20 protein-coding genes and 1 pseudogene are annotated in these 23940 nt (G+C 55.4%); 7 read left to right on the forward strand and 14 right to left on the reverse strand.

Annotation, left to right across the window (positions count from 1 at the left end):
• Positions 1 to 2: 2 nt before the first annotated feature.
• The 6 genes from dnaN to NT179_11615 form a co-directional block, all read right to left on the reverse strand.
• The gene (dnaN, locus tag NT179_11590) at positions 3 to 1130 is read right to left on the reverse strand and encodes a DNA polymerase III subunit beta (GenBank protein ID MCX5722650.1); all 1128 of its coding nucleotides are present in this window, start codon (positions 1128 to 1130) and stop codon (positions 3 to 5) included.
• A gap of 25 nt (positions 1131 to 1155) precedes the next feature.
• Positions 1156 to 2505: a chromosomal replication initiator protein DnaA gene (gene dnaA / locus NT179_11595; protein MCX5722651.1), complete on the reverse strand. Its 1350-nt coding sequence runs from the start codon at positions 2503 to 2505 to the stop codon at positions 1156 to 1158.
• Between the two features lie 518 nt (positions 2506 to 3023).
• Entirely contained in the window at positions 3024 to 3365 is a 342-nt protein-coding gene (locus tag NT179_11600; protein ID MCX5722652.1) for a hypothetical protein, read from the reverse strand.
• 29 nt (positions 3366 to 3394) lie between these two features.
• Complete coding sequence (locus NT179_11605) at positions 3395 to 3715, reverse strand: DsrE family protein (GenBank protein MCX5722653.1); 321 nt, start codon at positions 3713 to 3715, stop codon at positions 3395 to 3397.
• A 103-nt stretch (positions 3716 to 3818) separates the two neighbouring features.
• Positions 3819 to 5084: a histidine--tRNA ligase gene (gene hisS / locus NT179_11610; GenBank protein ID MCX5722654.1), complete on the reverse strand. Its 1266-nt coding sequence runs from the start codon at positions 5082 to 5084 to the stop codon at positions 3819 to 3821.
• Positions 5085 to 5086: 2 nt separating this feature from the next.
• Entirely contained in the window at positions 5087 to 5212 is a 126-nt protein-coding gene (locus NT179_11615) for a hypothetical protein (protein MCX5722655.1), read from the reverse strand.
• A gap of 261 nt (positions 5213 to 5473) precedes the next feature.
• Here NT179_11615 and NT179_11620 point away from each other — a divergent pair, with 261 nt between their 5' ends.
• The 3 genes from NT179_11620 to NT179_11630 all read left to right on the forward strand — a co-directional run bounded on the left by NT179_11620 (position 5474) and on the right by NT179_11630 (position 8989).
• Positions 5474 to 6958: an FAD-dependent thymidylate synthase gene (locus NT179_11620; protein ID MCX5722656.1), complete on the forward strand. Its 1485-nt coding sequence runs from the start codon at positions 5474 to 5476 to the stop codon at positions 6956 to 6958.
• 15 nt (positions 6959 to 6973) lie between these two features.
• Positions 6974 to 8011, forward strand: a complete 1038-nt coding sequence (locus NT179_11625; GenBank protein ID MCX5722657.1) for a tetratricopeptide repeat protein — start codon at positions 6974 to 6976, stop codon at positions 8009 to 8011.
• 207 nt (positions 8012 to 8218) lie between these two features.
• Positions 8219 to 8989: a restriction endonuclease gene (locus NT179_11630; GenBank protein ID MCX5722658.1), complete on the forward strand. Its 771-nt coding sequence runs from the start codon at positions 8219 to 8221 to the stop codon at positions 8987 to 8989.
• On the opposite strand, the gene NT179_11635 is transcribed toward NT179_11630, so the two are convergent.
• Together NT179_11635 and NT179_11640 are read right to left on the reverse strand one after the other, a co-directional pair.
• A complete protein-coding gene (locus NT179_11635) occupies positions 8973 to 9863 on the reverse strand; it encodes a site-specific DNA-methyltransferase (protein ID MCX5722659.1) in 891 nt (296 codons plus the stop codon). The two genes, NT179_11630 and NT179_11635, sit on opposite strands and share 17 nt — an antisense overlap.
• A gap of 555 nt (positions 9864 to 10418) precedes the next feature.
• Positions 10419 to 11474, reverse strand: coding sequence for a virulence RhuM family protein (locus tag NT179_11640; protein ID MCX5722660.1), 1056 nt, complete (start codon positions 11472 to 11474; stop codon positions 10419 to 10421).
• A 769-nt stretch (positions 11475 to 12243) separates the two neighbouring features.
• Between NT179_11640 and NT179_11645 the strand changes: the two genes are divergently transcribed.
• The gene (locus NT179_11645) at positions 12244 to 13584 is read left to right on the forward strand and encodes a Fic family protein (protein MCX5722661.1); all 1341 of its coding nucleotides are present in this window, start codon (positions 12244 to 12246) and stop codon (positions 13582 to 13584) included.
• Positions 13585 to 13778: 194 nt separating this feature from the next.
• On the opposite strand, the gene NT179_11650 is transcribed toward NT179_11645, so the two are convergent.
• Positions 13779 to 14732, reverse strand: coding sequence for an alpha/beta hydrolase (locus tag NT179_11650; GenBank protein MCX5722662.1), 954 nt, complete (start codon positions 14730 to 14732; stop codon positions 13779 to 13781).
• Positions 14733 to 14887: 155 nt separating this feature from the next.
• On the opposite strand from NT179_11650, the gene NT179_11655 reads away from it, so the two are divergent.
• Both NT179_11655 and NT179_11660 read left to right on the forward strand, forming a co-directional pair.
• Positions 14888 to 15130, forward strand: a complete 243-nt coding sequence (locus NT179_11655) for a hypothetical protein (protein ID MCX5722663.1) — start codon at positions 14888 to 14890, stop codon at positions 15128 to 15130.
• A 79-nt stretch (positions 15131 to 15209) separates the two neighbouring features.
• A pseudogene (locus NT179_11660) lies at positions 15210 to 15488 on the forward strand (helix-turn-helix transcriptional regulator).
• Positions 15489 to 15887: 399 nt separating this feature from the next.
• On the opposite strand, the gene NT179_11665 reads toward NT179_11660, so the two are convergent.
• The 5 genes from NT179_11665 to NT179_11685 all read right to left on the reverse strand — a co-directional run bounded on the left by NT179_11665 (position 15888) and on the right by NT179_11685 (position 22907).
• Positions 15888 to 16157, reverse strand: coding sequence for a hypothetical protein (locus NT179_11665; GenBank protein ID MCX5722664.1), 270 nt, complete (start codon positions 16155 to 16157; stop codon positions 15888 to 15890).
• A 147-nt stretch (positions 16158 to 16304) separates the two neighbouring features.
• Positions 16305 to 16643, reverse strand: coding sequence for a P-II family nitrogen regulator (locus NT179_11670; GenBank protein ID MCX5722665.1), 339 nt, complete (start codon positions 16641 to 16643; stop codon positions 16305 to 16307).
• Positions 16644 to 16690: 47 nt separating this feature from the next.
• On the reverse strand, positions 16691 to 19921 hold the full coding sequence (locus NT179_11675; GenBank protein ID MCX5722666.1) for a DUF2309 domain-containing protein: 3231 nt from the start codon (positions 19919 to 19921) through the stop codon (positions 16691 to 16693).
• Positions 19909 to 21207 (reverse strand): proton-conducting transporter membrane subunit, encoded by a 1299-nt coding sequence (locus NT179_11680; protein ID MCX5722667.1) that lies wholly within the window; start codon positions 21205 to 21207, stop codon positions 19909 to 19911. Before NT179_11680 ends, NT179_11675 begins: the two co-directional genes overlap by 13 nt.
• Positions 21207 to 22907 carry a proton-conducting transporter membrane subunit gene (locus tag NT179_11685; protein ID MCX5722668.1) on the reverse strand — a complete coding sequence of 567 codons (1701 nt, stop codon included), beginning with the start codon at positions 22905 to 22907 and terminating at the stop codon, positions 21207 to 21209. The genes NT179_11680 and NT179_11685 overlap by 1 nt, the downstream gene beginning before the upstream one ends.
• Positions 22908 to 23427: 520 nt before the next feature.
• Here NT179_11685 and NT179_11690 point away from each other — a divergent pair.
• Positions 23428 to 23823 carry a DUF2294 domain-containing protein gene (locus NT179_11690; GenBank protein ID MCX5722669.1) on the forward strand — a complete coding sequence of 132 codons (396 nt, stop codon included), beginning with the start codon at positions 23428 to 23430 and terminating at the stop codon, positions 23821 to 23823.
• The last annotated feature ends 117 nt before the right edge of the window (positions 23824 to 23940 follow it).

The following is a 23940-nucleotide window of genomic DNA, read 5'->3' on the forward strand; positions in this document are numbered from 1 at the left end:
AGCTAGATTTTAATTGGCATCACGACGCACTTGAACCCGGGACTGTCCGACTCCTGGATCAAACAGGGGCTCAACGGATTGTCCATCTGCAGAGAGATCGTCTCTCCATCCATCACGCCCAGGACGTCCAGCAGATAGCGGGCATTGAACCCCGTGTTCAGGGCCTCTCCTTCGTACTGCGCCGCCAGCTCTTCGGTCGCTTCCCCGAAATCAGGATTGCTGGAGAACAGGGTCATCTGTCCTGTGACAAACGACACCTTCACCGCATTCGCCTTGTCACGGGACAGAACGGAGACACGCCGGAGCGCGCTTTCCAGCTCATTGCGATTGACCCCGATCTTTCTGCCGGTTTCTTTCGGAACCACTTGCTGATAGTTCGGATAGTTCCCCTCCATCAACCGCGAGGTCAGCAACAGCCCGCTCTTCCGGAAGATCATGAGATTTTTGGTAAACCCGATCAGAGGCTCGCCCTCGCCACCCTCTTCCAAGAGACGCTGCATCTCATGCGCCGCCTTCTTGGGAATGATGGCCTTGATTTCTTGCGGAGCCCCTTTGACTCCGGCATTTCCAACCTCCTGCTCGGCTACCGCCAACCGATGTCCATCAGTGCCGACCAGCCGCAAGATCGTTTTCTTCTCCGACGTAATGAGGGTCACCAGCAACCCATTGAGGATATAGCGCGCGTCATTGTCCCCGGCCGCGAAGAGCGTCTTACGAATCAGCTCTAAAAATCCGGCCCCGGCGAGGGGAATGAGCCCTTCCCGTTCGATCGTCGGCAAGGCAGGATAGTCGGTGCTGGGGAGACCCACGATCTTAAATTGGCTCTTGCCGGCTTGAATCGTCGTCCAATTATTCTCGCCGGACGTGATTTCGATATCATTGACCGTCAGCTCCTTGATGATTTCATAGAGCTTTCGGGCCGAGACCGTCACCCCTCCGGGTTTTTCCACGGTTGCCTTGTAGAGGCCGCGCATGCCGATTTCGAGGTCGGTGGCGACAATTTCCACCCCCTCCTGCTTCGCCTCGATCAAGATGTTCGAGAGGATCGGCATCGTGTTGCGCTTCTCCACGACACCTTGAACCCGCTGGAGGCCCGTCAAGAGCTCGACTCGTCCCATACGCAGTTTCATAATATCTTTCCCCTTAGCGCGTGGCTCACGCTCGCAGGATCTGCTCCTTTAAGCTGTCCAACGTGGCACTCAATGCACTGTCGCTATCTTTTGCTTTGATGACCTGTTTGCAGGCATGGATGATGGTCGTGTGGTCTTTGCCCCCGAACTGCCGCCCGATCTCGGGATACGAGGAATCCGTGAGTTCCCGGCAGAGATACATGGCGATCTGTCTCGGATGCACCAGCGTTTTGCTCCGGCGACGGGATTTCAGGTCGGAAATTTTCACATGGAAGCGTGCGCCCACTGTTTCCTGAATATCGTCCATGGACACGATCTTCTTCTTAGTGCCGATCAGATCCCGGAGCACATTCTTCGCCATCTCCAGCGTAATCGTTTGACCGGTGAGGGAGGCATAGGCGCCAAGACGCACCAGCGAACCTTCAAGCTCGCGGATATTGCTCTTCATCGTGGTGGCGAGAAACTGGACCACATCTTCCGGCAACGTAACGCCTTCATCCTCGGACTTTTTCCGCAAGATGGCAATGCGCGTTTCCACGTCCGGTGGCTGGAGATCCGCAATCAGGCCCCATTCAAACCGCGACCGCAAACGCTCCTCGATATCAGGCATGTCCTTGGGAAAGCGATCGCTCGAGAGGACCAGCTGCTTATGCGCTTCATAAAGGGCGTTGAACGTGTGGAAGAATTCTTCCTGCGTCCGCTCCTTGCCCGCCAGGAACTGAATATCGTCGATCATCAACATATCGATATGACGGTATCGCTTCCGCAGATCCATCATCTTGTCGTAGCGAATGGAGTTGATGACCTCGTTCGTAAACTGCTCGGTCGTCAAATAGGCAATGCGGAGGTCGGTCCGTTCCGCCACATAGTTGCCAATGGCGTTCAGGAGGTGGGTCTTCCCCAGCCCCGTTTCCCCATAGATAAAGAGCGGGTTATAGGCTTTCGCCGGCTGCTCCGCGACCGCCATACAGGCCGCATGGGCAAACTGGTTCCCTGCGCCCACCACGAAATTCTTAAATGTGTATTTGGGATTGAGCTGGATGCCCCGTTTCGGCCGCGCCCCGGTAGTCTGACGGCTCGTTACAGCAGAACTCCCACCACTCTCGGATTGGCTCGTCGGTTGCTTATGAGAGATGGCAAACGTAATCGACGTTTCCTCACCACCCCTGGCCGCTGAGATCGCTTCCATCAGGAGAGGCCCATAATGCTGGCTTAGCCAGTCCCCGAAGAACTTATTCGGGACCCCCAGTTGAGCTGTAGAATCCTCAATTCTTTCAAGGTGAATCGGCGTAAACCACGTATCATAAACTTGTTTTGGCACTTTCCCTTGGATATGAGCCAAGGCGTCCTGCCAGATAGTTGCGCTAGTCATTATTTCTGTATCATTCTTCATACACAGGCTTATTCACACCTGTGGATAACCTGGTTCTTCAGATTGTCTTTAGGTCTTCGATCTCAACTTTTTCATCTCAAAGGAGAATTCATCCACGGTCTACTACTCCGATTAACACAGGTTACTGACTCTGCATGCAGGGGTTACCCAGAGTCAATCCCCAACTATCTCCACATAGACAGCGTGTGAGCCTGCCCATAAATTCAATATGTTAATTCCCATTCACAATATCCACAGAACCTACTCTTACTCCTACTACGACGACTAATTCTTTCTTATACATAATAAATTAGAAGAAGAGCCACTAACAAACCTATAGAACAATGACCTTTTCCGATGAGAAGATTTTATCAATCAAGTCGTCATACGAAGAAGGAATCATCGATAGGATCGGCTCAATAGAAACAACTTCTATATCTGAATCAGTCGCATCAAAAAGCGAGTGCGAGATCTGATCTGGCTGTTGTCGAAGAAGATAGAGCGTCATACTCATAACATCCTTAAAACACGAGACTTCTATCAACAGTGCGAATTAACTGTCTAATGTCATCAGCTGTGCGAATCGTCACAGAAAAACTATCAGACCAATCATCCATGACTGTTCCCGGTTCGACAATAAAGGGAACAGAGAGATGTTTAAACGAAGGAAGATATTTTTCAAGGATATCAACATCCAGAATCTCTTCCGTATCCGTCATTAAAAGACGGGAAGCATGGCCTAAGAGAACGACGGTCGTTTCATGGTCCCCAGCACAAAGCCCCAGTGCAATACGAAGAGCCTCAACCGGACGAGCGGTGACATAAGGATCTTCTGAAATCACCACCGCAATACGTTTCGACATAAAAAACTGAAAACAATAAGAACAACGTCTTATGTAAACGCCAAAAAGCGATCACACCCATCAATAATTCCAGACAACACGACCAACCCGGATAATGAAACCCTCGAATCCACCGTGGCAGTTGGGACACCATGTTGCTGGCAACCATAAGCACAGACAGACAGCTTTACTCCCGCATCAATTAAGCCAAGATAGCGCGAGTCTGTGACCATCTTGACTCCCTCATCAATGAGATAGAGATAGACCTCAACGCCACGACGCAGAGCAGCGTGAGCCAGTTGAACAACAGTCTCAACGCTGGGATGAGAAGGGGCTGTGGATAACAAGAGACCGAGCTTGCGAGCTGCCATAGTAATTAACTAAAGACGTCAATACAATCAATTACTTATGAAGTGTAACGCGAACGAGCGTACGGGGTTTTCCACACAAAGTCAATATCAAAAATATGAGGTCTTACGAGGGGATAGTGCGAGATTTTAGGAGGGAGGCAAGACCAACCAGAGGAAGTTCTTCCTGGGCTTTAGACTCCAGATTGCGAAGGATGACGGAGCCACGACCTGCTTCATCATCACCCAAAAGAATGGCGTACCGGCACTTCGATCGATCGGCTTGGCGCAGGTGGGCCTTGAGCGTGGCGGCGCGATAGTCACATTGGGCCGAGAGGCCTAATCTGCGAAGCTCGTCGAGCAGCACGAGTCCGAGCTTTGTGCCGTTCTCTCCGAAGGCCGCGACATAATAGAGACATTCGTGAAGCGAGGACGACATTGTCTCCGGGAGCATCAGGGATACCCGTTCAAGTCCGACGGCGAATCCGACAGCCGGAACAGAGGGGCCGCCGAGCGTTTCCACTAAACCGTCATACCGTCCGCCGGCGCCAACTGCGTTCTGTGCGCCCAAATGGGTCGAGGTAATTTCAAAACTTGTCAAACAATAGTAGTCGAGCCCCCGCACTAAACGAGGATTCAACTTGTAGGGAACCCCAATGGCCTGGAGGCCGGCCAGGACCTGGTCGAAATGGGCGCGGGCTTCCGGCGCGAGATGGTCGGTCAGCTTGGGAGCAGACTCGGTCGCAGTCCGGCATTCCGGTATCTTGCAGTCCAATACTCGCAGAGGATTCGTTTCCATCCGGCGCCGGCAGTTGGCGCAGAGACTGGCTTCCTGTTGTGCGAGGAATGTCAGGAGGATCGGCTTGTAGGCTGCTCGATCGCCGGCGCTGCCCAAACTATTGATCTCAAGCGTTAGGTCCGGCAAACCCAGATCTGAGAGCAGGCGCCACAGGAGGGCGATAGCCTCGACGTCGACGCGCGGGTCCGACGTGCCGAACGACTCAACGCCGAATTGATGGAACTGCCTAAGCCTTCCCGCCTGAGGCCGTTCATGGCGGAACATCGGTCCGATGTAGAAATATTTCTGCGGAAGAGGATCGGCCGCCCGATTATGCTCGATGAAGGCGCGGACCGTGCCGGCTGTGCCTTCCGGGCGCAGGGTCAGCGAGGTCCCGTCTCGGTCGGGAAAGGTATACATCTCCTTCTCGACGATATCCGTCGCAGCCCCGATACTCCTGGCAAAGAGCGCGGTCAGCTCGAAGATGGGGATCCGGATCTCCTGATAGCCATAGCAGAGAGCCCAGCGCCTGGCCGCATCCTCGATGAAACGCCACCGGGGCGTCTCCTCTGGCAGGATGTCCTTAACGCCCTTGATCCCTTTAATAATGTCCATAGTTAGCGACCGTCGAGCAGGATGCTGAAAAAGCCCGCCAGCTTCGTTCTCACCTCGAAAGCATCCTCAACGTAGCCAGGGGCTACGCCTCCGGTGCTTCCAGCGGCTGCGGCCTTGCTGATGGCCATTTTGAGCATCCTGCGCAGTATTTCCCTGTTGCCATCAACAGTTTATCCGCGGACCTCTAGAAAGAAGTGGGACTATAGCGACGGGTTGCGGGCAAGTCAACGCAGAGAAGCCGGTCAAACGTCACTCGCCATGCGTCAATTAGTTCCGAATCGGCATTCGTCGGCCGCTTCTACAGTTTTTGCGAATGACGTCCGAGATCCTTGCGCCGACCGCCGCGCGGGGGTATAGTTCGCGGCCTATCTGTTGTCCGGGGATGTTTCATGAGTATCGATCAGCCGACCCGCCGCGTCATCGCGCTGGCACCGATGCCGCCCGAGAAATCCGCCTATGCCCTGGCCCGCTACAGCCGCTCGCCCGATTCGATCGAGAGCAGCCTCCGCTGGGTCCATGGCCATTCGTCTGAAAAGTTCTGGGACCAGTTCTACTTCGACTACGGCCATGCCTCCATCGCCGATCTGGGCCACGTCATTATCTGTTTCGAAGAGATCTCCGAACTCGCCGCGATCCGGCTTGAAGACGAGCAACTGTGGGACGGCCAGGCGAAGTCCAGCCGGTATCAGAACTTCGCCTCTGGCGCCTGGTTCGTGCCCGATTCCATTCGCGGGACGGAGACGGAAGGCACCTACCAGGGCATTCTCCGCAGCCTCGGCGAAATCTATAAGCTGTTGCACCAGCCCCTGATCCAATTTATTTCGGAGCGTGAACCGCGCCCCGAGTCGATGAAGCCGGCCGACTATCAACGGACGATCGCCGCGCGGGCTTTCGACGTGACACGCTATCTCCTGCCCCTCGCGGCCAAGACGAACGTCGGGCAAGTCGTCAGCATCAGGACGCTGGAGAAACAAATCACCAGACTCTTATCGTCGCAATTGCCGGAACTGCATGCGATCGGAGCCGATCTCAAAGATGCCTGCCAACGGCCACCCCAGAACCTCTGGGGCGAACTCTGCGGTCAGCCCGGTGAACAGGAACCCCTCGCCCCGACGTTGGCGCGCCATGCCAAGGCGAACGACTATCAGGCCTCGGTCTACCTGGACCTGGCCAAATATGCGAAGAACGCGCTCAGGGGAACAGGATTGGATCAGCCGGCCTCCTGGGGCGAGCCGGAACCGGTGGACCTCATCGAGCCCCACGATCCCATCGACGAAATCGTCACGACCCTGTTGTACCGTGTCTCTCACGCGCCCTACCGGAACATTCTGGCGGTCGTCCGCACCTGGACGGAGAGACAGAAACAGGACACCATCGACGTGGCGATGAGCGCGCGCGGCCCTTACGACGAACTCATCAAAGAGTTCCGCAGCGGCTACGCCTTCACCTTTGACGTGCTGATGGATATCGGAGGCTGGCGCGACATGCACCGGCACCGGCGCTGCCAGCAGATCCAACAGAACTTTACGACATTGCATGGCTATGACGTGCCGCCGCCGTTGGTACAGGCTGGGCTGGACCAGGAATATCGGCAGGCGATGGATGCGGTCCGTTCAGATATCGAGCAGCTCAAGAAAACCAGCGCGGAGGGATCGCTCTACGCTACGCCGTTCGGCTTCAAGGTCCGCTGCCTCTTCAAGATGGACTATGCCGAAGCCGAATATATCGCGCGAATCCGTTCCGGCGTAAAAGGCCATTGGTCCTACCGGACCATCGCCTGGCTGATGAAACAAAAAATCGCGGCGCGCTATCCCATGCTCGGGGATCGCATGCAGGCCACCTCGCCGGACATCGAAGACACTCTCACCAGATAGACCGGACCGACCCCGATGACCGATTACCAAGCACAATGTGAAACGACTCTCTTGGCCGGCCAATGGGATCAGGCCTTGCCTGCCGCGCTGGCCTGGGCCCGTCATTCCGCCACGAGCACGGCCAGCGATCCGCGGCCCCATTTCGCCTTGAACGTCATCTATCTGCTGCGCGGAGAGTTTGCCGACGCCTGGAATACGCACCCCAAGTGCCTACAAGAATTGGACGACATTGCCAAGGTCAAAGAATGGGTCGAGGGATTCGTCGCGGGCCACTCGGAGCAGGCCAACGCCCATCTCGTGATGGGCCTGTTCCTCGCCCAGTCAGGCCAGTCCGAACAGTCGATCACGTCCTACAAGGAAGCGATCAAGCTCGCGCCTCAGTCCGCCTATCCTCATTATTTTCTCGCCCAGATCCATGAACGGGCCGACCACCTGGAAATGGCCATCAAGGAATACCGCGAAGCCGTCCGGCTGGACCCTTCCTATGTGCCGGCGCGCACCAACCTGGGCGTGGCCTATCAAGAGCAGGGCCGGCTGGAGATGGCGATCCCCCAATATCGCGAAGTGATCAAGCTGCATCCTACCGATGCGGTGGCCCACGCCAACCTCGCCTGCGCCCTCGCCGAGCAGGGCAAGTTTGAGCCTGCCTTACAGTCCTACAAGGAAGCCCTGCGCCTGAATCCCAAGGACGCAGCGGTGCATTTCGCGCTGGGAGATTTCTACGATACGCGCGGACGTCTGGACCTGGCGCAAAAAGAATATGAAGCGGCCCTCGTCGCTGATCCGAACTTCGGTCCGGCGCACGCGGCGATCGGCTGGATGGCGCTGGGCCGACAGCATATGCAGGCCGCCTACGAAGCCTTCAACCGCGCCCTCAAGGCCAACGACCAAGACCCCCGGGCCTACCACGGCATCGCCGAATACTATTCCCAAAAGGGAAAGCGCGAGAGCGCATTGGACAACTTCACCAAGGCGCTCAAATTCTACAAAGACCCCGAAAAGAAAAACGCGATTTTGAATCAGCTGTTTCAGGAAGGCCAAATGGCGGATTGAAGAGGGTCTGAGGCCTCCTTCTTCCTTGCTCGCAGAGGCCCCACGATGAGACAGTGGTCCCTCGATGCGCGCAGTCGAAGAAGAAGGCCTCAACCCCTCTTTGTGGGGTAGTAGAAGAATAACATGAGGGCCGCGCCCTGCGAGGGTGTAGTCGTTCGACAACCACAATAAAATTGTAACGCTTAAACCCAACGGCGTTTATATCAAATGACTCGATCAAAAAGAATAGAGCGTCTTCTTACCGCGATCCCAACGCTCTCGGATTATAGACTCCAACTTATTGATCGCATTGTCAGCGTTTTCTCTCTCCCGCGAGATTATTGGAAATCTAAAACTTCGGGACTCATTTCGGAGCGTGTACTGGAAGACTTTGGCGATGCATTGCGTCTCCATCATTGCTTCTCTCGTGAGCCTTTTTCAAAGGACAAGTTTGAGTACGCTCTTGAGAGTGTATTGAAAACGGACGAGATTGACGCAGCTCTTGCGCCGCGCGGACAGAGGGGCTACGACATACGAATCAGAGACGAAAACTTTTCCCTCAAGACTGAGGCGGCAAAAGCCATTCGCTCTGACACGATCCATATTTCAAAGTTTATGGAGCTTGGCGGGGGTCAGTGGGGAGATGATCCTAGTGACTTAATAGGCTTGAGAGCACAGTTTCTTGGGGCCTTGGCGGGAATTCAGCGAATCTTAATTCTTCGAGCACTAAAGAAGGGGACACCCGAATATTTTTATGAGTTGGTTGAGATTCCCAAAGCGCTTCTTAAGAAAGCCGCTACTGGTCGATTGAAAATGATGAGTAGTAGCAAGCAATCTCCAAAGCCTGGGTACTGCTATGTCGAAAAGGGAGAAAAGGCTCTGTACAGCCTGTACTTTGATGGTGGGGGCGAACGAAAACTACAGATTAAAGGGCTGAGAAAAGATTTGTGTCTCGTTCATGCCTCGTGGAAGTTTGAGCTACCTACGGACGCCCTGTGAACAAAGCTGGTGATACCCCCAGCAATCTCTGTTTAGCAATATTGATATAGTCTGCTTTCACTTCAATGCCTACGCATCGGCGACCTGTTTCGATTGCGACGATACCGACCGTTCCACTTCCAAGAAACGGATCAAGTACCAACCCACCCTTGGGGGATCCTGCAAGGATGCAAGGACGAACGAGGGCGCGTGGAAACACGGCAAAGTGAGCTTCCTTGCACGGTTCTGTATTGATTTGCCAGACCGTACGCTTGTTCTTACGTCCTTTTCCATCCGCCGTGGGCTCTTTAATGGCCTCTTGATCAAAGTAGTAGTTCTCGCTTTTTGAGAACATAAACAGATATTCATGCGAAACCGTTACTCGATCCTTGACGGACTCAGGCTGACAATTCGGCTTATGCCAGATAATGTCAGAGCGAAGATACCAGCCGTCACGTTGAAGAGACATCGCTAGCATCCAGGCTACACCGATTAAATCCTTGGGCTTTAATCCTTCGGGCGTGTCAGGGCGATACGACATCGCCCGTCCAGGATTCTTGGTATCCTTATCGCGCCAGCCGCGGCCACCAGAGGTGTAAGTGTTAGCGATATTCAGCCAAAACGTGCCATCGGATCTCAGTACACGACGCACTTCTCTAAAACAGGCGACTAAGTTCGAAATGTATTCTTCAATCGTCTCTTCCGCGCCGATTTGGCCACGATAACCATAATCTCGCATTCCCCAATACGGCGGTGATGTCACGCAGCAATGAACTGTTTCATCGGGTAGGGATGACAGTTTATCGCGGACGTCCCCACTAACTATTTGGACAGGCTCATTCTCAGAGCACCGAAGAGGCCACACCGAGGAGCCATTAACATAAGGAGCGCTCATTTTTTTCTCTCACCAGAGTTCGCAGCTTGGCGGCTAGCGATGTAATGCGCTGGCTCTTCTTGCACCTTAGCGGTCAGTGTTTCAATGATGTAAGAGTGAAGCGTCTGATCGGATTCGATCGCTTTATACTTTAAAGCCTTATGCAGATTATCCTCCATCTCAAGAGGAAATGTCTTGTGGCGTTTTCGCACAGTCTTTAGTTTCATAGGTCAGGAAACTTACCCTACTAACCTAGGTAAGTCAATGAATGTAATCGGAGCAATTTTGAATACAATACGTTGTTACCGTCGTCTCGTGATGGCAACAACATGTCCGGGGGATTTAAAAGGGTCAGACCCCTTTGTTTTTACGGGCCCTGGCATCACGTCGACATGCCAAAGCCCACAGCTAAAAAGAAGAAAGGCAAGAAGAATCCCGCAGGCATAAACCTGCTTACTCCGTAGTCGAAGCGGCTAATAGGGGAGGCGCTCACGCCTAAGAAGCCACGAAAGAAAAAGTCTACCAACAAGCCCAGATGCTAGGATCATAGCCGGTATCATCTAAGCTTATAAGCGTCTAGCTATCCGCGCTTTCCGATTTGGGCAACGTCTTTTTCACCTTGATTTCATCGACAACATTGTCGAAGTCTGACTTATACTCTATGTCTTGGATTACACGGAACTTTTCATATTCATGGATCGCGTGACGCTCTGCATGTTCTCTTTTAACTTTTCCATGGCTATCGAGGACTTTGTAGTCGTTGAACTCCAGGAAGTCATCTAGCTTTTCTGCCCAGTCTTTCATCGTTAGGGCTTTGTTCCGCCTAGCGAAACTTTCCGCAAAATCAAGGTACATGCTTACAAGTCTGTCAAGGTCTTCTATTTCTTCTTTGGTTAGGTAATTCTTCCCAACAAGAACATCGGATTTAGTTACCTTCCCCTTTTTGCCTTCGTTTTTCCAATGCATTACGCCCATGTGAGGCTTTGTCGCATCGGCCCTGGTTGCAATCAGTTCAGCGGATGTATGGCCGTGAATCGCATAATGCAGTTTGTCTTGCACCTGCGCGTAGAACTGTTGCGTGATAGGGGAGTCCTTGTCGTAGTCAATACTGCACTGCGCATAAATGTCGGTAATCTTTTGATAGAAGCGCCTTTCTGATGCGCGTATTTCCCGAATGCGCTCAAGCAGTTCATCAAAGTAATCCTTGGCAAACAGCTTTGCGCCTTGCTTTAGACGATCATCGTTAAGGGCATAGCCTTTGATTAAGTAGCCTTTAATAACTTCTGTCGCCCACTTCCTGAATTGTGTGGCTCGATAGGAATTGACCCGATAGCCTATTGAAATTATCGCGTCCAGGTTATAGAAAGCCGTTGCGTACTTTTTCCCATCAGAGGCAGTTGTCAAGATTTCTTTGACAACTGCTGCTTGCCTTAGCTCTAAGTCATTGAAAATATTTGAAAGGTGATAACTAATATTTTGCTTTGTAGTATCAAATATTTCAGCTAGACCCTGTTGCGTTGCCCACACAGTTTCCCCTTCAACTAAAACCCATACTTTTACGCTTCCGTCTGCTGACGAATAGAACAAGAATGGTGAGGTGGCCGGGCCATCATCAAAAGACTCCCGTGCAATTGGAACCGGAGCGTTGGTTCGCGTCTGGGGTTCGGCGAGAATAACAACACTGTTTATATGCTCCTTTTCTTCCTTATCAATCTCTGACGTTTGACGAAATATCAAATCGTTCGGGCTTAGTGAAATGCCACGCGACTTCGCCGCATCGAGAATGGGGCCGTGCCACTTTGCCGGTATTACCCCTGTCTTTGCCCAGTGAGCAACGGTGCTTTGACCCTTTCCTATTATCTCAGCCAGAGCCGTCTGGCTACCAAATTTATCGATAACCTTTTGCGCCGTATTCATGGATGCCCTCCTTTTATTTGATTATTTTATCAAAATAACTGTTGTTGGTCAACGGTAAAATTGATATATTAGGGGATTTAAAGAGGTCAGACCCCTTTGTTTTCTTTCGGGTACTCCAGAGGCTGCTCAAAATTTCCGCCAGCGAGGCCGCAGGAAGCGGGACGACCGAGGCGTACCCTTGCAGTACGTCGCAGGTTGGTACGCGCGCGAGAAGGAAGCGATGTTGGAACTTTCAGCAGCCGACAAGAGTTCACTCAGGATGCCGCCAGTAAATTAGGAAACTTTCTTTGCGGTAAGTTAATCGAAGCCCGCCTCTTACTAATGAATCTCTTTCAGTGGCTCTTAGTAGCCGTATAATTAATTGATATACAAAGGACTTATCAGTGAACTACTACTTTGTACTATTTTTACGAGAATTAGTACTTGTTGACATTAATCACATACTAATTTATAAATCTTTAGTACATTTTAGTATTTGGTAAATATGGCACTTGTCCTAACTCCCCCAAATTTCGCTGAGACTGTTAAAAGCCCAGAGCGGTTGCGAACCCTCTTTGAGTTGGGAGCTAAGCCAGAGTTTCAACAAACGATCCAGAGAGCAAACGAGCGCTACATACACTGGCATCGCTTCAGATATGTCCCGATCCCAAATGGATTAACCCATGAGGAAGTATGGACACTATTAAAACTTGGGAGACGAGCGAATTTCAAACAGGCTCCGTTCACAGATAAGCAAGGAGTGCCGTTTTGGTACTGGATACCGGATGCTCTTCAAAGGTATCTCCACGACATCGATGTCTGGGCTGGTGGCAACATTGTGTCAGAGCATCCAGGTCCATTGCCGGGGAAAGAGCAGTACATCATTAGATCGCTAATGGATGAAGCGATCGCCTCCAGTCAGTTAGAGGGTGCTGCAACCACAACCAAGAAAGCCAAGGAGCTACTACAAACAGGACGAAAACCAAAAGACAGAAGCGAGCAGATGATTCTGAACAACTGGGAAACCATGCAGTTCATCAGAGAGAATAGAAAGGTCAGTCTCTCGAAAGAGCTCGTGATCGAAATTCATCAACGAATTACCGCAGACACGTTGGACCATCCAGAAGATTCAGGTCGTATCAGGACTAGCAATGAAATAGTGGTCGAATACAAAGGAGAAACCGTCCACATACCCCCTGACTTCAAGATTCTGCCAGAACGATTACAGGCATTTTGCAGATTTGCCAATGAAGATAGCCAAAGCAAATGGGTGCATCCTGTCATAAAAGCTGTAATGCTCCATTTCTGGTTAGCCTATGACCACCCGTTCACTGACGGAAATGGAAGAACGGCAAGGGCATTGATGTATTGGTATCTCCTATCTCGGGACTACATGCTTTTTGAATACTTAGCCATATCACGATACATACAACGATCGCCCGGACAGTACGTTCATGCGTATGTTCATACAGAAACCGACGAAAATGATCTAACGTACTTTCTCCTCTATAACCTAAGGGCAACAAAGCTAGCGTGCGAAGAGATACTGAGTTATATCGGAAGAAAGCAGAAAGAGCTGGCTGGATTGAGCTATGCCTTGAAGAAATACCCAGGCTTAAATCTGCGTCAGAGAAGTCTTCTATCTCATGCCATTCAACATCCTCAAGAGATTTACACATTCGAAACCCACCGAACTGCTCACGGGATTGTCTATCAGACATCTCGCAACGACTTGCTCGAATTAGCAGAAAAAGGTTTTCTCAAGAAAGAAAAGTTGGGAAAAGAATTTATCTTTATTCAGGCTGACAAAATGATGGATAGACTGAGAAGTGCTGCAAGCACATAGCTCCGATTAAAGAGTGTATGGCGAGTCTGTTGAAAATTGTCTATAGCAAGGACAAAAAGGCGGTAGAGCGTGCGGTTGCTCAAACAGGTGGTCAACGAGGCCGCAGGCGAGAAAACACCGGAGGCGTACCCTCTGGGGTACGTTGAGGATTTTTCGAGCTGAGAACGAAGTTGGGCGCCTGTTTCAGCAACCGATTACGGGAGGCCGAGCGAGCGCATGAAGTTTTCGACCGTCGCGGTGTAGTCGCTGGGAAGACCCAGCTCTTTGTTGAGTTCCCCGTGCTTCATATCTACCGGCAGCACGGTGACCTTCCCACCTAGTTCGATGGCCTTGGACGCAAAGGTTCGTGCTTGCGGGCAGGTACCGTCGCTGCGCAACGAGCAGACCACGAACATCGGTGCCGGCGCGGCTGTCAGCCGGTGGTATGGGGACGCGGCAGTCCACAATGCGCGGTCCTTGCCGAACACACGATCATAAAAACCTTTGTGTTTCCGTTGCATGATCTCGACGAGGTCGTAGGCGGCGCTGTCGAGCACGATGGTGCCGAGCCAGGGTGTGCCGCCTTTGCTGGTCACGATGCGCGGGTCGGCAGCCAGCAGGGAAACCAGATGGGCTCCGGCGGAATGTCCCAGTAACAATACTCTGGCTGGGTCGCCTCCCCAGGATGGGGCCTTGGTCTGCACGAAGGCCAGCGCGCGGGCGATGTCGTCGGCCTGGTCAAGCGGGTTGGGCTGTCGAGACATGCGGTAGTTCGACGACACGAGGATGTAGCCCTTGGGCAGCCAATGCGCGACCTTGTTCGAGACGAAGGCCGAGGCCCCCTTGTCGCCGATTATCCAGGCACCCCCGTGCACCATGAAGATGATCGGAGCCGCCTTGGCTTGGGCGGGCATGTAGACATCCAGACGTTGCTGAGGGTCGTTGCCGTACGATAGGTCCCGTTCGAGTCGCGCGCCAGGCGGGAGGCGTACGCCGGTCGTTGACTGATCGCTGGGATCCATCTCTGCGGCATCGTCAGATGGTGCAGCTGCGCGGCGGCTTTCGAGCCGCTCCTCGAGCCTGTCACGGAGTGGGCCGCCGAATGCCGAGGTGAACTGCTCCAGCAATTCCACCAGAAACAACGCCAAAAATAGAAAATGTTTCATCATCAGTTCCCGGTTCACTCACCGACGCGCATCATGCCCTGTTCGTATCTGGGCATCAAGGCATGCAGGTGCATGGAGTTGCGATGTATCCCTAGTGGGGATAGAGTAGTGCTCGTCATTCACCAGGGGGTTCATGGGTCGCAACAAAAGGAGGCATCATGAAAACACTCTGTTTAACGGTGCTGATTGGAATGTTGTTTGGCTGTGCGACGACCCCTTCCGGACATTGGGAGCAGGCCGGGCGAACGGAGTTGGAAACCCAGGACGATCTTGCTCATTGCGAGAAAGTGGCCTATTTGGACTCGCAGCGCAACAAGACCGACGAGCCCTTCAAGGGACAGATCATCGAAAAGAATTGCATGCAACGGCTGGGCTACAGCTACATCAATAATCCGAAGTAAGTCGGGTTTTTAGCTGTCCCTCATGTATTCGACCGTGGCTGCTCAAACAGATGGTCAACGAAGACGTAGGCAATGAAAGATGCGAAACATTCTGAAAGCTTTTAAAGCTCGTGCGCTGGCTCGCCCGGATGTGCGTCGAGAGTATGAAGGGCTCAAAGAGGAGTTCGAGATTCTCGACGAGATATTTAAAGCAAGGGCCGATGCGGGACTCACTCAGGCTGAACTCGCGGCTAGAATCGGAACCACGCAATTCGCGGTGGCCCGTCTGGAAACGGCAATGGGGAAGCATTCTCCCTCCATCGGAACATTGAAGCGCTATGCCTCTGCGCTGGGATATCGACTTCAGGTCCGCTTAGTGAAAGAGGAAGGTTTTCCTGCGCGTAAACAGATGACGCATGCGGCGCCGGTCGATGCCGATACTTTACTGGCGCGGGCGCGAGCCCTTCGTCGAACGACTAAAAGTGTTCGAGTGACAGATCGACGACTCAAGGTGCTGAAAGGGAGACCTGGGGGTCTGTCGAAGGCGAATGTGCGAGCGAAGTAAAAGTGCGGGTGAGTTCAACGGGGAACGGTTTTCAGAGATTTCAGCGGCTGTTCAAAATTTCATCCAGTGAGGCCGCAGGAAGCGGGACGACTGAGGCGTACCCTTGCGGTACGTCGCAGGGAGGCACGCGCACGAGAACGAAGCTTGGGAAAACAGCGCGTCTTGGCGCGCTGGGGGTTGGGCGGGTGAGAAGTCGGAATTTTCAGCAGCCGACTAGAGTTCGCGGATTGCGCCCTGTAGGACCGTGATCTGCGTGACCGGATCGCCGGAGGATTTGAGCTCGGTGCGGATTTGGTTTTTGAGGTAGGAGGAGTAGCCCACTCGGTCGACTAAGAGGTCGAGGAACCGCTCGACCGGAAGGAGGCTCTTGGCCTTGAGTTCTTCCACGGTCTCGTCGCTGACCGGCACGTAGCTGCTCCCCATGTGGAACACCACATTGTAGTAACGGTCTTTCCCGATGCGCTCGAAGCGTAAACCCTTCATGCCCACCTCCTGCCAGCTGACGACGGGCTCATTTTAGACAAACAGATCCTGGAAGACAAGGGCGAGCGAACCGACCGGGCGCTGCATCTCCGGGAGGTTTCTGGAGACGGATCGGACCTGTTCGGCTTTCGTGCCGGATCTGTTGCGCTACTTTGTGGGGGTCTTCCCGAAGTACTCCTGCCGGCTGACCGCCACGTCTGTGACGAACATGACCCCGGAATGCCGATCGAACAGCGGCCGTAGTCCTGCCAGGATGGGCTCCACCTTTTCTTCCGGGACGACCGTCATGATCATCTCGAGGCTTTCTTGCTCGCTGAACATGAAGTGGGCTTCACGCACGCCATGATGCCCTTTGCCTGACACATTGCCGATGATCGTATAGCCGGTCGCGTTGACCCGGTCCAGCAGGTCCGTCACAAACGGCCGGTGTTCTCCCGCCACGATCACCCGGATCTCTTTCATCGGATGCAATATCAACCCGCCCACGGTTCAGCTCCTTCCTTGGTGAATAATTCTGTTCAGAATGCTCGCATTCAAAAGCCGGCTCCTGAGTCGACTTTGGCCCACTCGCCGGTCGGGCGATACCGATAGAAGACTCCCTCCTCCGGCTCCAGCGCGACCAGGTGGACCCACTCGTTGTGATAGAACTGCTGCAGCACTTCATGACGCCCGATCAGCTTCACGATCCGCTCGCGCGGCGCTTCGATCACGGACAGGAGCCGCATCGGCTCATGGTACGGCACCTCGCCGTTCATGACGGTCTGCAGGGCGAGCCCGAGCCGGAGGTCGCTCCAGGGGCCGGACATGATGCCGAAACGTCCTACGACATTATGGTAGATCTTACTCCCGCTGCCATAGACCTCATTATCCACCGTGGAAAAATAATGTTCCATGTTGATCCACTGAGCCACGACTTGCGGCCCGGTCATCAGCACTTCGAGCAAGCGGCTGCTGGGATCTTCGCGGTAGTCGTACGATTGCAGAAAGGCGCGTCCGCCTAGATCGATTCCTTTGGTCAAGTCCCGCCGGCCGATCACGATGGACGCGTTGCTCGACAGGCCCCATTCCGGGCGCACCTGGCTCCAATCCACGCTGCGGCGGCGCACATGCGCGATCGATTCAGGGGCCGGCAGCGGTTCGGCGAGATCGGGAAAGCGGGTGCAACGTTCAAGACTCGTGAGGCGGGAGGCTTCGCGAAGGTCTTGGGTCAGCCGCGCGATATCCGCGCGGTGCGTCGGCGGCGCATCCTCCAAATCGAAGAGTTGGACGGCATCGGTCGTGGTATCGACTTGCCCGGCCAGGAAGTGCGTGTCGGACGGAATCACGAGGCCGTTTTTCGCCAGGCGCTCCCGTACTTTTTGATTGTTGGCCATCATGGCGAGCACGCGCGCGTTGGGTTTGCCTTCGTTGCCTCCGCAGGCGCCGCAGTCCAGGGCGGATTCGAACGGATTATTCTCAGAGGTGCTGCCGTGCGCGCAGAACAGGACGAGGCGCGCAAACTGATGCGTGAGGCCCATCATCCGCAAGGCCGTGTCCACTGTCAGGACCTGCTCGTCGAGCGTAAAGCCGGTGCGCGTGATCCGCTCCTTCTGCCGGGAGGCCGAGCGCTGATTGATGCCGTAGCGCTGGCGCAACGTCGTGACGAAGATTGTGAGCGCTTTCGTCGAGAGTCCGGCCTGGGTTGCGGCTGAGACGAGCGCCGCGTCCGGCTCGACGTCACCGCTCAAGGCCCATTGCCGCAAGGCCTCGATCAGCGCCGGCGTGATTTGAGAACTGCGCAGGCCGGTACGTTCTTGGAGCGCCTGCCTGATGGTGGCCTGTTGTTCGGCCATCAACATTTCGGCGGTATCGGTCGGCGCCAGTTTATCGATGGTGAGGGTCGTGGCGATGGATGGCACGAAGAGGCGCTGCAGCCAATCGGTCCAGCGCCGGTAGAGAGAGGGCAGAAACGTTTTCCCGATGATCGGGAGGCCATAGAACCAGCCCACCGATTCCACCATCACGTAGGGCGTGACGACATTTTCTTTCAGGTCGTGCAGGAGTGTATGGCCGGCATGGACCATTCTGGTCCGGGCCTCATGTTTCGAGACGACATGATCGAGATAGCTGCGGGGGATTTCGCGCACCTCGTTCTTTGCGCGCATGATGACGGGGAACTGTTCCGTGTCATGCTCCTTGCCCCAGGCGCGATAGCGGATGAAGGCGGCGAAGAAGCCGGCGAACCCGTAGGTGTCGTTCGCGCCGCTGGATTCGAGATGCCGCCGGAACGGTTCGGAGCGGACATCGATGCAGAACACCGATTGCGAATGGGGCCGTTCGAGTCCCGATTCGACGCCGGATGGGGGCTGCGCGACCGGTGATCGGGCGAGCGCTCCGAGGAGTCGTTCCTGATAGCCGGCTTCGAAGGCCTTGAGCCAGACCGGTCCATGGTCCGATTCGGGGAAGGTTTTCATCCACTCGACGAGGCGGACGAGTTCGTCCGGCGCCGTGGTCATCAGCGTGGTCGGATCGAGCTGCAGCGCCAGCGCGAGGGACCGCAACTGCTTGGCGGCGCCATGGCGGGCGACGCGGAGCTGGCGGGGCGCGACATCCGACCGGTAGCGCTCGTACAATTCGTCCCAGTCTTGCGTGCGCTGATGCCGCAGCCGGTCGACTTCCTCCGCATAGATTGCGGGAAGCCGGCCGGCGACCCGTTCCCGACGCAGGAAATATTCCTTGGAACGCTGCCGCATATAGTCGGTCACAGACTGATACGTTCCCTCGATGCCGAGTTCCTCCCGGCAGGTTTGCTGAACCAGCTCACGCACATACCAGAGACGGATCGCGAGATACTTGACCACTCCGACCGGATAGGCCCGCTGCCATTCGTAGTCGCGCTCTTCCGAACGCCATTTAATGAAACCGGCCCATCCCGGCAGCGCCGTAAGTTGCAGGGAGAGATAATCCTGCCGCAGGTCTGCGGGAATGCCGAGCGCGTCCAGACTTTCCAGCAACGTATCTTCGGGATAGTCGGGCAGGCTGGCAATCTTCCGTTTGCTGTCGGAAATGCCGCAGGGCGACCATTCATGGGCCGCGAGGGCTTTCCAGGCCAGGTACAAGCCCTGTTCCCGTCCCGGCATGGCCCAGGTGGCATGGCCTTCGTCCAGGAACGCCCCACACCACTTGATCAGTTCACGGTTGATCCGGTCGACAATGGTGGTGCCCAGCGCCTGATCGCACCAATGTGAGAGCGTCATCCATCGGCCGAGCGATGTCTGGTTGCAGTGGACCAGGCCCCGTACGCGTTCGTCCACATTCGGATTGGGCAAGACCGTTTCCAAGCGGTCGGCGATCGAGACGTCCAGTTGGTGGTAGGGATCGTGCTCCCATCGCGCATCCAACGGTTCCTCGACCGGTGTGCAGAGGCCTTCGGCAAGACAGGCGCGGAGCACTTCGCCGTGGGACACGCGATGCAAGCCGATCGTCGCGTATTCGTCGCGCGCCAGCGGAGCCACAGCCGTTTCCATATGGCGGGATTGAATTCGGCCGGAACGGAGATAGTGGCGATAGAGCTCGCTGGGGAGATAGCCATTTCCTCCGAGGAATTGTTTTCCTCGTGTAACGGTTTCTTCGAACGGAAGATATTCGAGGCTATGGAGCGGATTGTGATGCACGAAGGTCCGCATCGGCCAATATTGGGCGACGACCTCGCTCGCGAGGCGGATCACGCCCCGGAGCTCCATGCGTCTGGTTTCCATGTTGACGGATGGGTCTAGCGATTCCATGAGACTGGCTCCATGATGGCCCCGGTGCCGGTCGATCGCGGCGCCCCCTCGAACAGGTTGGTTGGCGCGAGACCCAAGGCGAACATGATCATCACCACGATCAGGAGGGAGGTGAATTCGGACTGACGTACATCCTCATAACGGAGATCCGGGCGTTTGCGGCCGAAGAGCAGCCCTTGCACCAGATCGAGGATGTACCAGGATGCCGCGAGCCAGGTGATGGCGACGACGAAGGGGGCCATCGAGAGGGTCAGCGGCGATGCGAAGAGTAACCCCATGAAGCCGGCGAAGACCCCAAAGGGAGGCAGCCCCATCGCGGCCAAGGCCAGGAGGGAAATCAACACGGCAAACTGCGGCATCTGCGCAGCCAGCCCACTGATGGCTCGCGGATCCACATCGTCGCCGTAGCGTGTCCGGATCACCTGCCAGGCGAGGAGGAGTCCAGCAGTCACGAGGGCCAGGCTGCCCAGGAAGACCGCGGCCTGTGGACTGACAGTCCGCGAGGTGGCCACGAACCACCAGAGGAGGGAGAAGAACGACAGGCTGCCATAGGCGAGGAGTAGCCGCACGCGCGACTGCGCCAGCGCCTTGATCGCTCCATAGAGGGCGCCCGACAAAGCCAAGACGATCACCGGCAAGGTTTCAAATTCCGATACGGCAGGGATCAGCGCGGCGAGCTTGTGCAGCCCGATTGCGGGAAGCAACAGTACGGTGAACGAGGGGAGGCTGCCGGGTAATCGCGTGAGTGCCGCCACATAGCCATGGTGGAAGGGGACCAGGGGCAGCAGGATCATGCAGGCCAGCAGCGAGGGGATGGCCGAGCCTGTCATGGCCGCGATCCCCGCGCATAACGTTCCCAGCCCGTAGGTCCCGATGCCCAACCAGGAGGGGCCCCAGAAGGGATCGTGATGCCAATAGAGGAGGAACGTGATGAGGCCTAGGAGCAGCGTGAGCGCGATCGAGCCGATAGGGGGCGGGAGCGTGAGAATGCCCAAACCCATTCCCAAAAACACCAGGGTCACGACCCATGCCAGGCGATGGTCCCGGTGAACCGGCTGTCCCAGGAGCGAGACAGAGGCGGCCAGCGGAAGGAGCAGGACGAAGAGGAGCCCCTCGGTGGACCCCGTCAGCCTGAAGAAGCTCACGATGACGGCGAGCAGACTCACCAGGGTCACGGTGACGGACCAGGCCTTCAATTTCTCCGGCTGAGACCAGACCGCGACGCCCAACAGCGCGCCTAGCAGGGGAACCGCGGCTAGGAGCCAGGGAGTAAGCATCTGCTCCATCACTCCGACCACCTCGCATTGCGCTTGTCGATGCGGTGGACGAGGCGCATGACGGCTTTCCCCAGCGTCTGGTAGAGCTCATCCATATACAGCCGGTTCATGATGATGACATACAGGCGAATGCGTAGCCCTTCGACCCATCCCGGTATCCACATCGTCTGGCCATGGGCTCGCATGTATAGATAGCCCCAACTGAGCACGGTCAGAATCGTAGCTATGATGACCATGCTGTCGAAGAGCCAGTTCGGCAGGTCTGCGGCCTGGAAGTACGATGCGACCTCGTCCGGATTCGGATAGAGGAAGGCGGTGAAGGACTCGACGGCGAACAGATAGACGAAGACGACGAAGAGCAGGGTCAGCAACATCGCGGAGGACACTTTCCAGGAGGCGATGGCGCGTAACCGTGTGAGCGTCAAGATGGCCTGGGACGAGGTGATCCAGATAAAGAAGAGAAAGATCACGGTCCCTTGAGACTCCAGCAGGGGGATGTGGAGCACCCCGTGCGTCACGAGGAGAATCAGGAGCGGAATCAACAGCGTGGTGATGAACCCCGTTGACCAGGTCAGGGAGGAAAACTCCTTGGCTTCCTCGCGAGGATCCGCATGAGGCGATTCCGGATCTTGGCGGGCCTTGTGGATGACATTCCCGCAATTTAAGAACACGGTCGCTTTGAAGAGGCCGTGCGCGATCAGGTGAAAGACGGCCAGCGAAAAGGCGCCCAGGCCGCATTCCATAATCATGTAGCCCATCTGTCCGATCGTCGAAAATCCCAGCGTCTTCTTGATGTCGTTCTGTGCCAGCATCATGGTGGCGCCCAGGACCGCGGTGAGCGTGCCTACCACGAGGGCCACATGCAGCGTGGTCGAGCTGAGACCATAGAGTGGCGCCAGGCGGTTGATCAGGAAGCCGCCCGCATTGATGATGCCGGCGTGGAGCAACGCATGAACCGGCGTAGGCGCATAAAGCGACCGGGGCAGCCAGAAATGCAGCGGAAACTGCGCGGACTTGCTCATGCCGCCGATGAACAATAAGAGCGTGACGGCTGTCGGTCCGCTGATCTCGACGCCAGGCCAGGGCGACAGCATGCCCGGCTGGTCGGCGGCCCTGGCGAAGAGGGCTTGAAATTCGAGCGTCCCATATAACTGGTAGGCGAGCACGGTGCCTGAGAGAAACGCGACATCGCCGATCCGTAACAGGGTAAAGGTCCTGAACGCGCCGTCGAGCGTTGCCGCATGGGCATGGTTGTGGGCCAGGAGATAGAGCATGTAGCTCAGGACCTGCCAGAAGAGAAACAGCATCATTAAATTGGCGCTGGACACCATGCACAGCAACACCGCGGTCGTGAAGCCGATGAGCGCCAGATATCGCCGATCGTGAGGGTCCTGGTACATGTAGCTGATCGAGTAGGTGTAGATGATCGTTCCGACGCCGGAGATCAGCACCATCATGACGGCGCTCAAGCGGTCGACATAGAACCCGATGGGGAATGCCAGGGTGGCCGGGGACGCGGGATCGTAGAACCGGAGGGTGATGGGCCCTTGTGTGGCCACCCACCAGAGCGTCGCGATGGCGCCGAGAAAGGCCCCGCCGATGGGATAGGCCGCCATCTTGGCCCGTTCCTGTCGCGAGGGTTCGTCACCCGCTAGGACGAGGAGCGCTGCGAGCAGCGGGAGCAGCGGCACGAGAATTACGAAGGACATGTCGTACCCTTCACTCTGCGAAACACGAACGGCGTCCTGCGCAGGGCCTCGGTGATGACGGAGTTCGTGATGTCTTCTGGAGTGCTCATCGATATCGCCCGGTATACGGAATAAAAAAAGCCAGCGGGCGCGACTCGTCAGAGTGCACCACACTGGCTTGTATTGTTATCGGCCAACCGAAATGGGAAGCCGACGACCGTACGTGCCCCATAGTGGAGTTGGGTTTACACCTATGTGAGTTCCCCGCTACGGTTCCGCTAGATCTCTCTAGGAAATCAAGCCTGCGGCACCGTCTTCCATTCCAAGATGTAGCAGGATTCCGGAGACAAACGCAAAGAATCTTTCGGTCCAGCGGCACAGGAACATCGGGGCCATCCCCATGGGTCCTTTGTCCCATTTGCTTGGGAAAACAGCTGAAAGTGACGGCAGGGATTCTGCCGAGAATTGGCTCCTGTCATTGCCTTGTTTGTCCTAAGGTCTCTATAATCCGCCTCGCACGAGGAGGCCGTAGCGCAATGGTATGGCCCTTGTGAAATGGGCCATTGAGCGGGGGGATATGCACAACGCGATCAGACAGGCCGTCATCAAATTCGAGCAGGACTTCATGGGGCGCGGACCGACGGATGTGAAAGCCTTCATCATCCGGGATATGGTGGTCGTTCGACTCAAAGGCGTCCTGACTCAAGCCGAACGTCAGTTGGTGAAGAACGCGGATGGCGTGGAGATGGTCAAGCGTATGCGCCAGAATTTGATGGCGCAAGGCAAGGACAATCTGTGCGGCGAGATCGCCGGCATTACCGGCGTGAAGGTCACCGGTTTATTCACAGACATCGACACGCAGGTCGGTGAGCGGGTCATGGTGTTTACGCTCGATCACGACCTTGAAACGAGTGAATCTTCCGCCAGTAGTTCGTGAGTCGCTGTCAGTGCGCCGTCGCGAGGCTCTCAAAAGAACCGCTCCATGACGCGGAGCCCTGCTATCGGAAAGACATCGAACAGTTCCGGTCAGGCTCTCTGGTGGAATGGACTGTTT

The organism is Nitrospirota bacterium (genome assembly GCA_026387665.1).
GTDB lineage: Bacteria > Nitrospirota > Nitrospiria > Nitrospirales > Nitrospiraceae > Palsa-1315.

Excerpts from the sequence above, each read along its gene's own strand:
- dnaN (MCX5722650.1), bottom strand. The coding sequence starts at position 1,130 with ATGAAACTGCGTATGGGACGAGTCGAGCTCTTGACGGGCCTCCAGCGG.
- NT179_11600 (MCX5722652.1), bottom strand. The coding sequence starts at position 3,365 with ATGTCGAAACGTATTGCGGTGGTGATTTCAGAAGATCCTTATGTCACC.
- NT179_11605 (MCX5722653.1), bottom strand. The coding sequence starts at position 3,715 with ATGGCAGCTCGCAAGCTCGGTCTCTTGTTATCCACAGCCCCTTCTCAT.
- hisS (MCX5722654.1), bottom strand. The coding sequence starts at position 5,084 with ATGGACATTATTAAAGGGATCAAGGGCGTTAAGGACATCCTGCCAGAG.
- NT179_11615 (MCX5722655.1), bottom strand. The coding sequence starts at position 5,212 with ATGGCCATCAGCAAGGCCGCAGCCGCTGGAAGCACCGGAGGCGTAGCC.
- NT179_11620 (MCX5722656.1), top strand. The coding sequence starts at position 5,474 with ATGAGTATCGATCAGCCGACCCGCCGCGTCATCGCGCTGGCACCGATG.
- NT179_11625 (MCX5722657.1), top strand. The coding sequence starts at position 6,974 with ATGACCGATTACCAAGCACAATGTGAAACGACTCTCTTGGCCGGCCAA.
- NT179_11630 (MCX5722658.1), top strand. The coding sequence starts at position 8,219 with ATGACTCGATCAAAAAGAATAGAGCGTCTTCTTACCGCGATCCCAACG.
- NT179_11635 (MCX5722659.1), bottom strand. The coding sequence starts at position 9,863 with ATGAGCGCTCCTTATGTTAATGGCTCCTCGGTGTGGCCTCTTCGGTGC.
- NT179_11645 (MCX5722661.1), top strand. The coding sequence starts at position 12,244 with ATGGCACTTGTCCTAACTCCCCCAAATTTCGCTGAGACTGTTAAAAGC.
- NT179_11650 (MCX5722662.1), bottom strand. The coding sequence starts at position 14,732 with ATGATGAAACATTTTCTATTTTTGGCGTTGTTTCTGGTGGAATTGCTG.
- NT179_11655 (MCX5722663.1), top strand. The coding sequence starts at position 14,888 with ATGAAAACACTCTGTTTAACGGTGCTGATTGGAATGTTGTTTGGCTGT.
- NT179_11665 (MCX5722664.1), bottom strand. The coding sequence starts at position 16,157 with ATGAAGGGTTTACGCTTCGAGCGCATCGGGAAAGACCGTTACTACAAT.
- NT179_11675 (MCX5722666.1), bottom strand. The coding sequence starts at position 19,921 with ATGGAATCGCTAGACCCATCCGTCAACATGGAAACCAGACGCATGGAG.
- NT179_11680 (MCX5722667.1), bottom strand. The coding sequence starts at position 21,207 with ATGGAGCAGATGCTTACTCCCTGGCTCCTAGCCGCGGTTCCCCTGCTA.
- NT179_11685 (MCX5722668.1), bottom strand. The coding sequence starts at position 22,907 with ATGTCCTTCGTAATTCTCGTGCCGCTGCTCCCGCTGCTCGCAGCGCTC.
- NT179_11690 (MCX5722669.1), top strand. The coding sequence starts at position 23,428 with ATGGCCCTTGTGAAATGGGCCATTGAGCGGGGGGATATGCACAACGCG.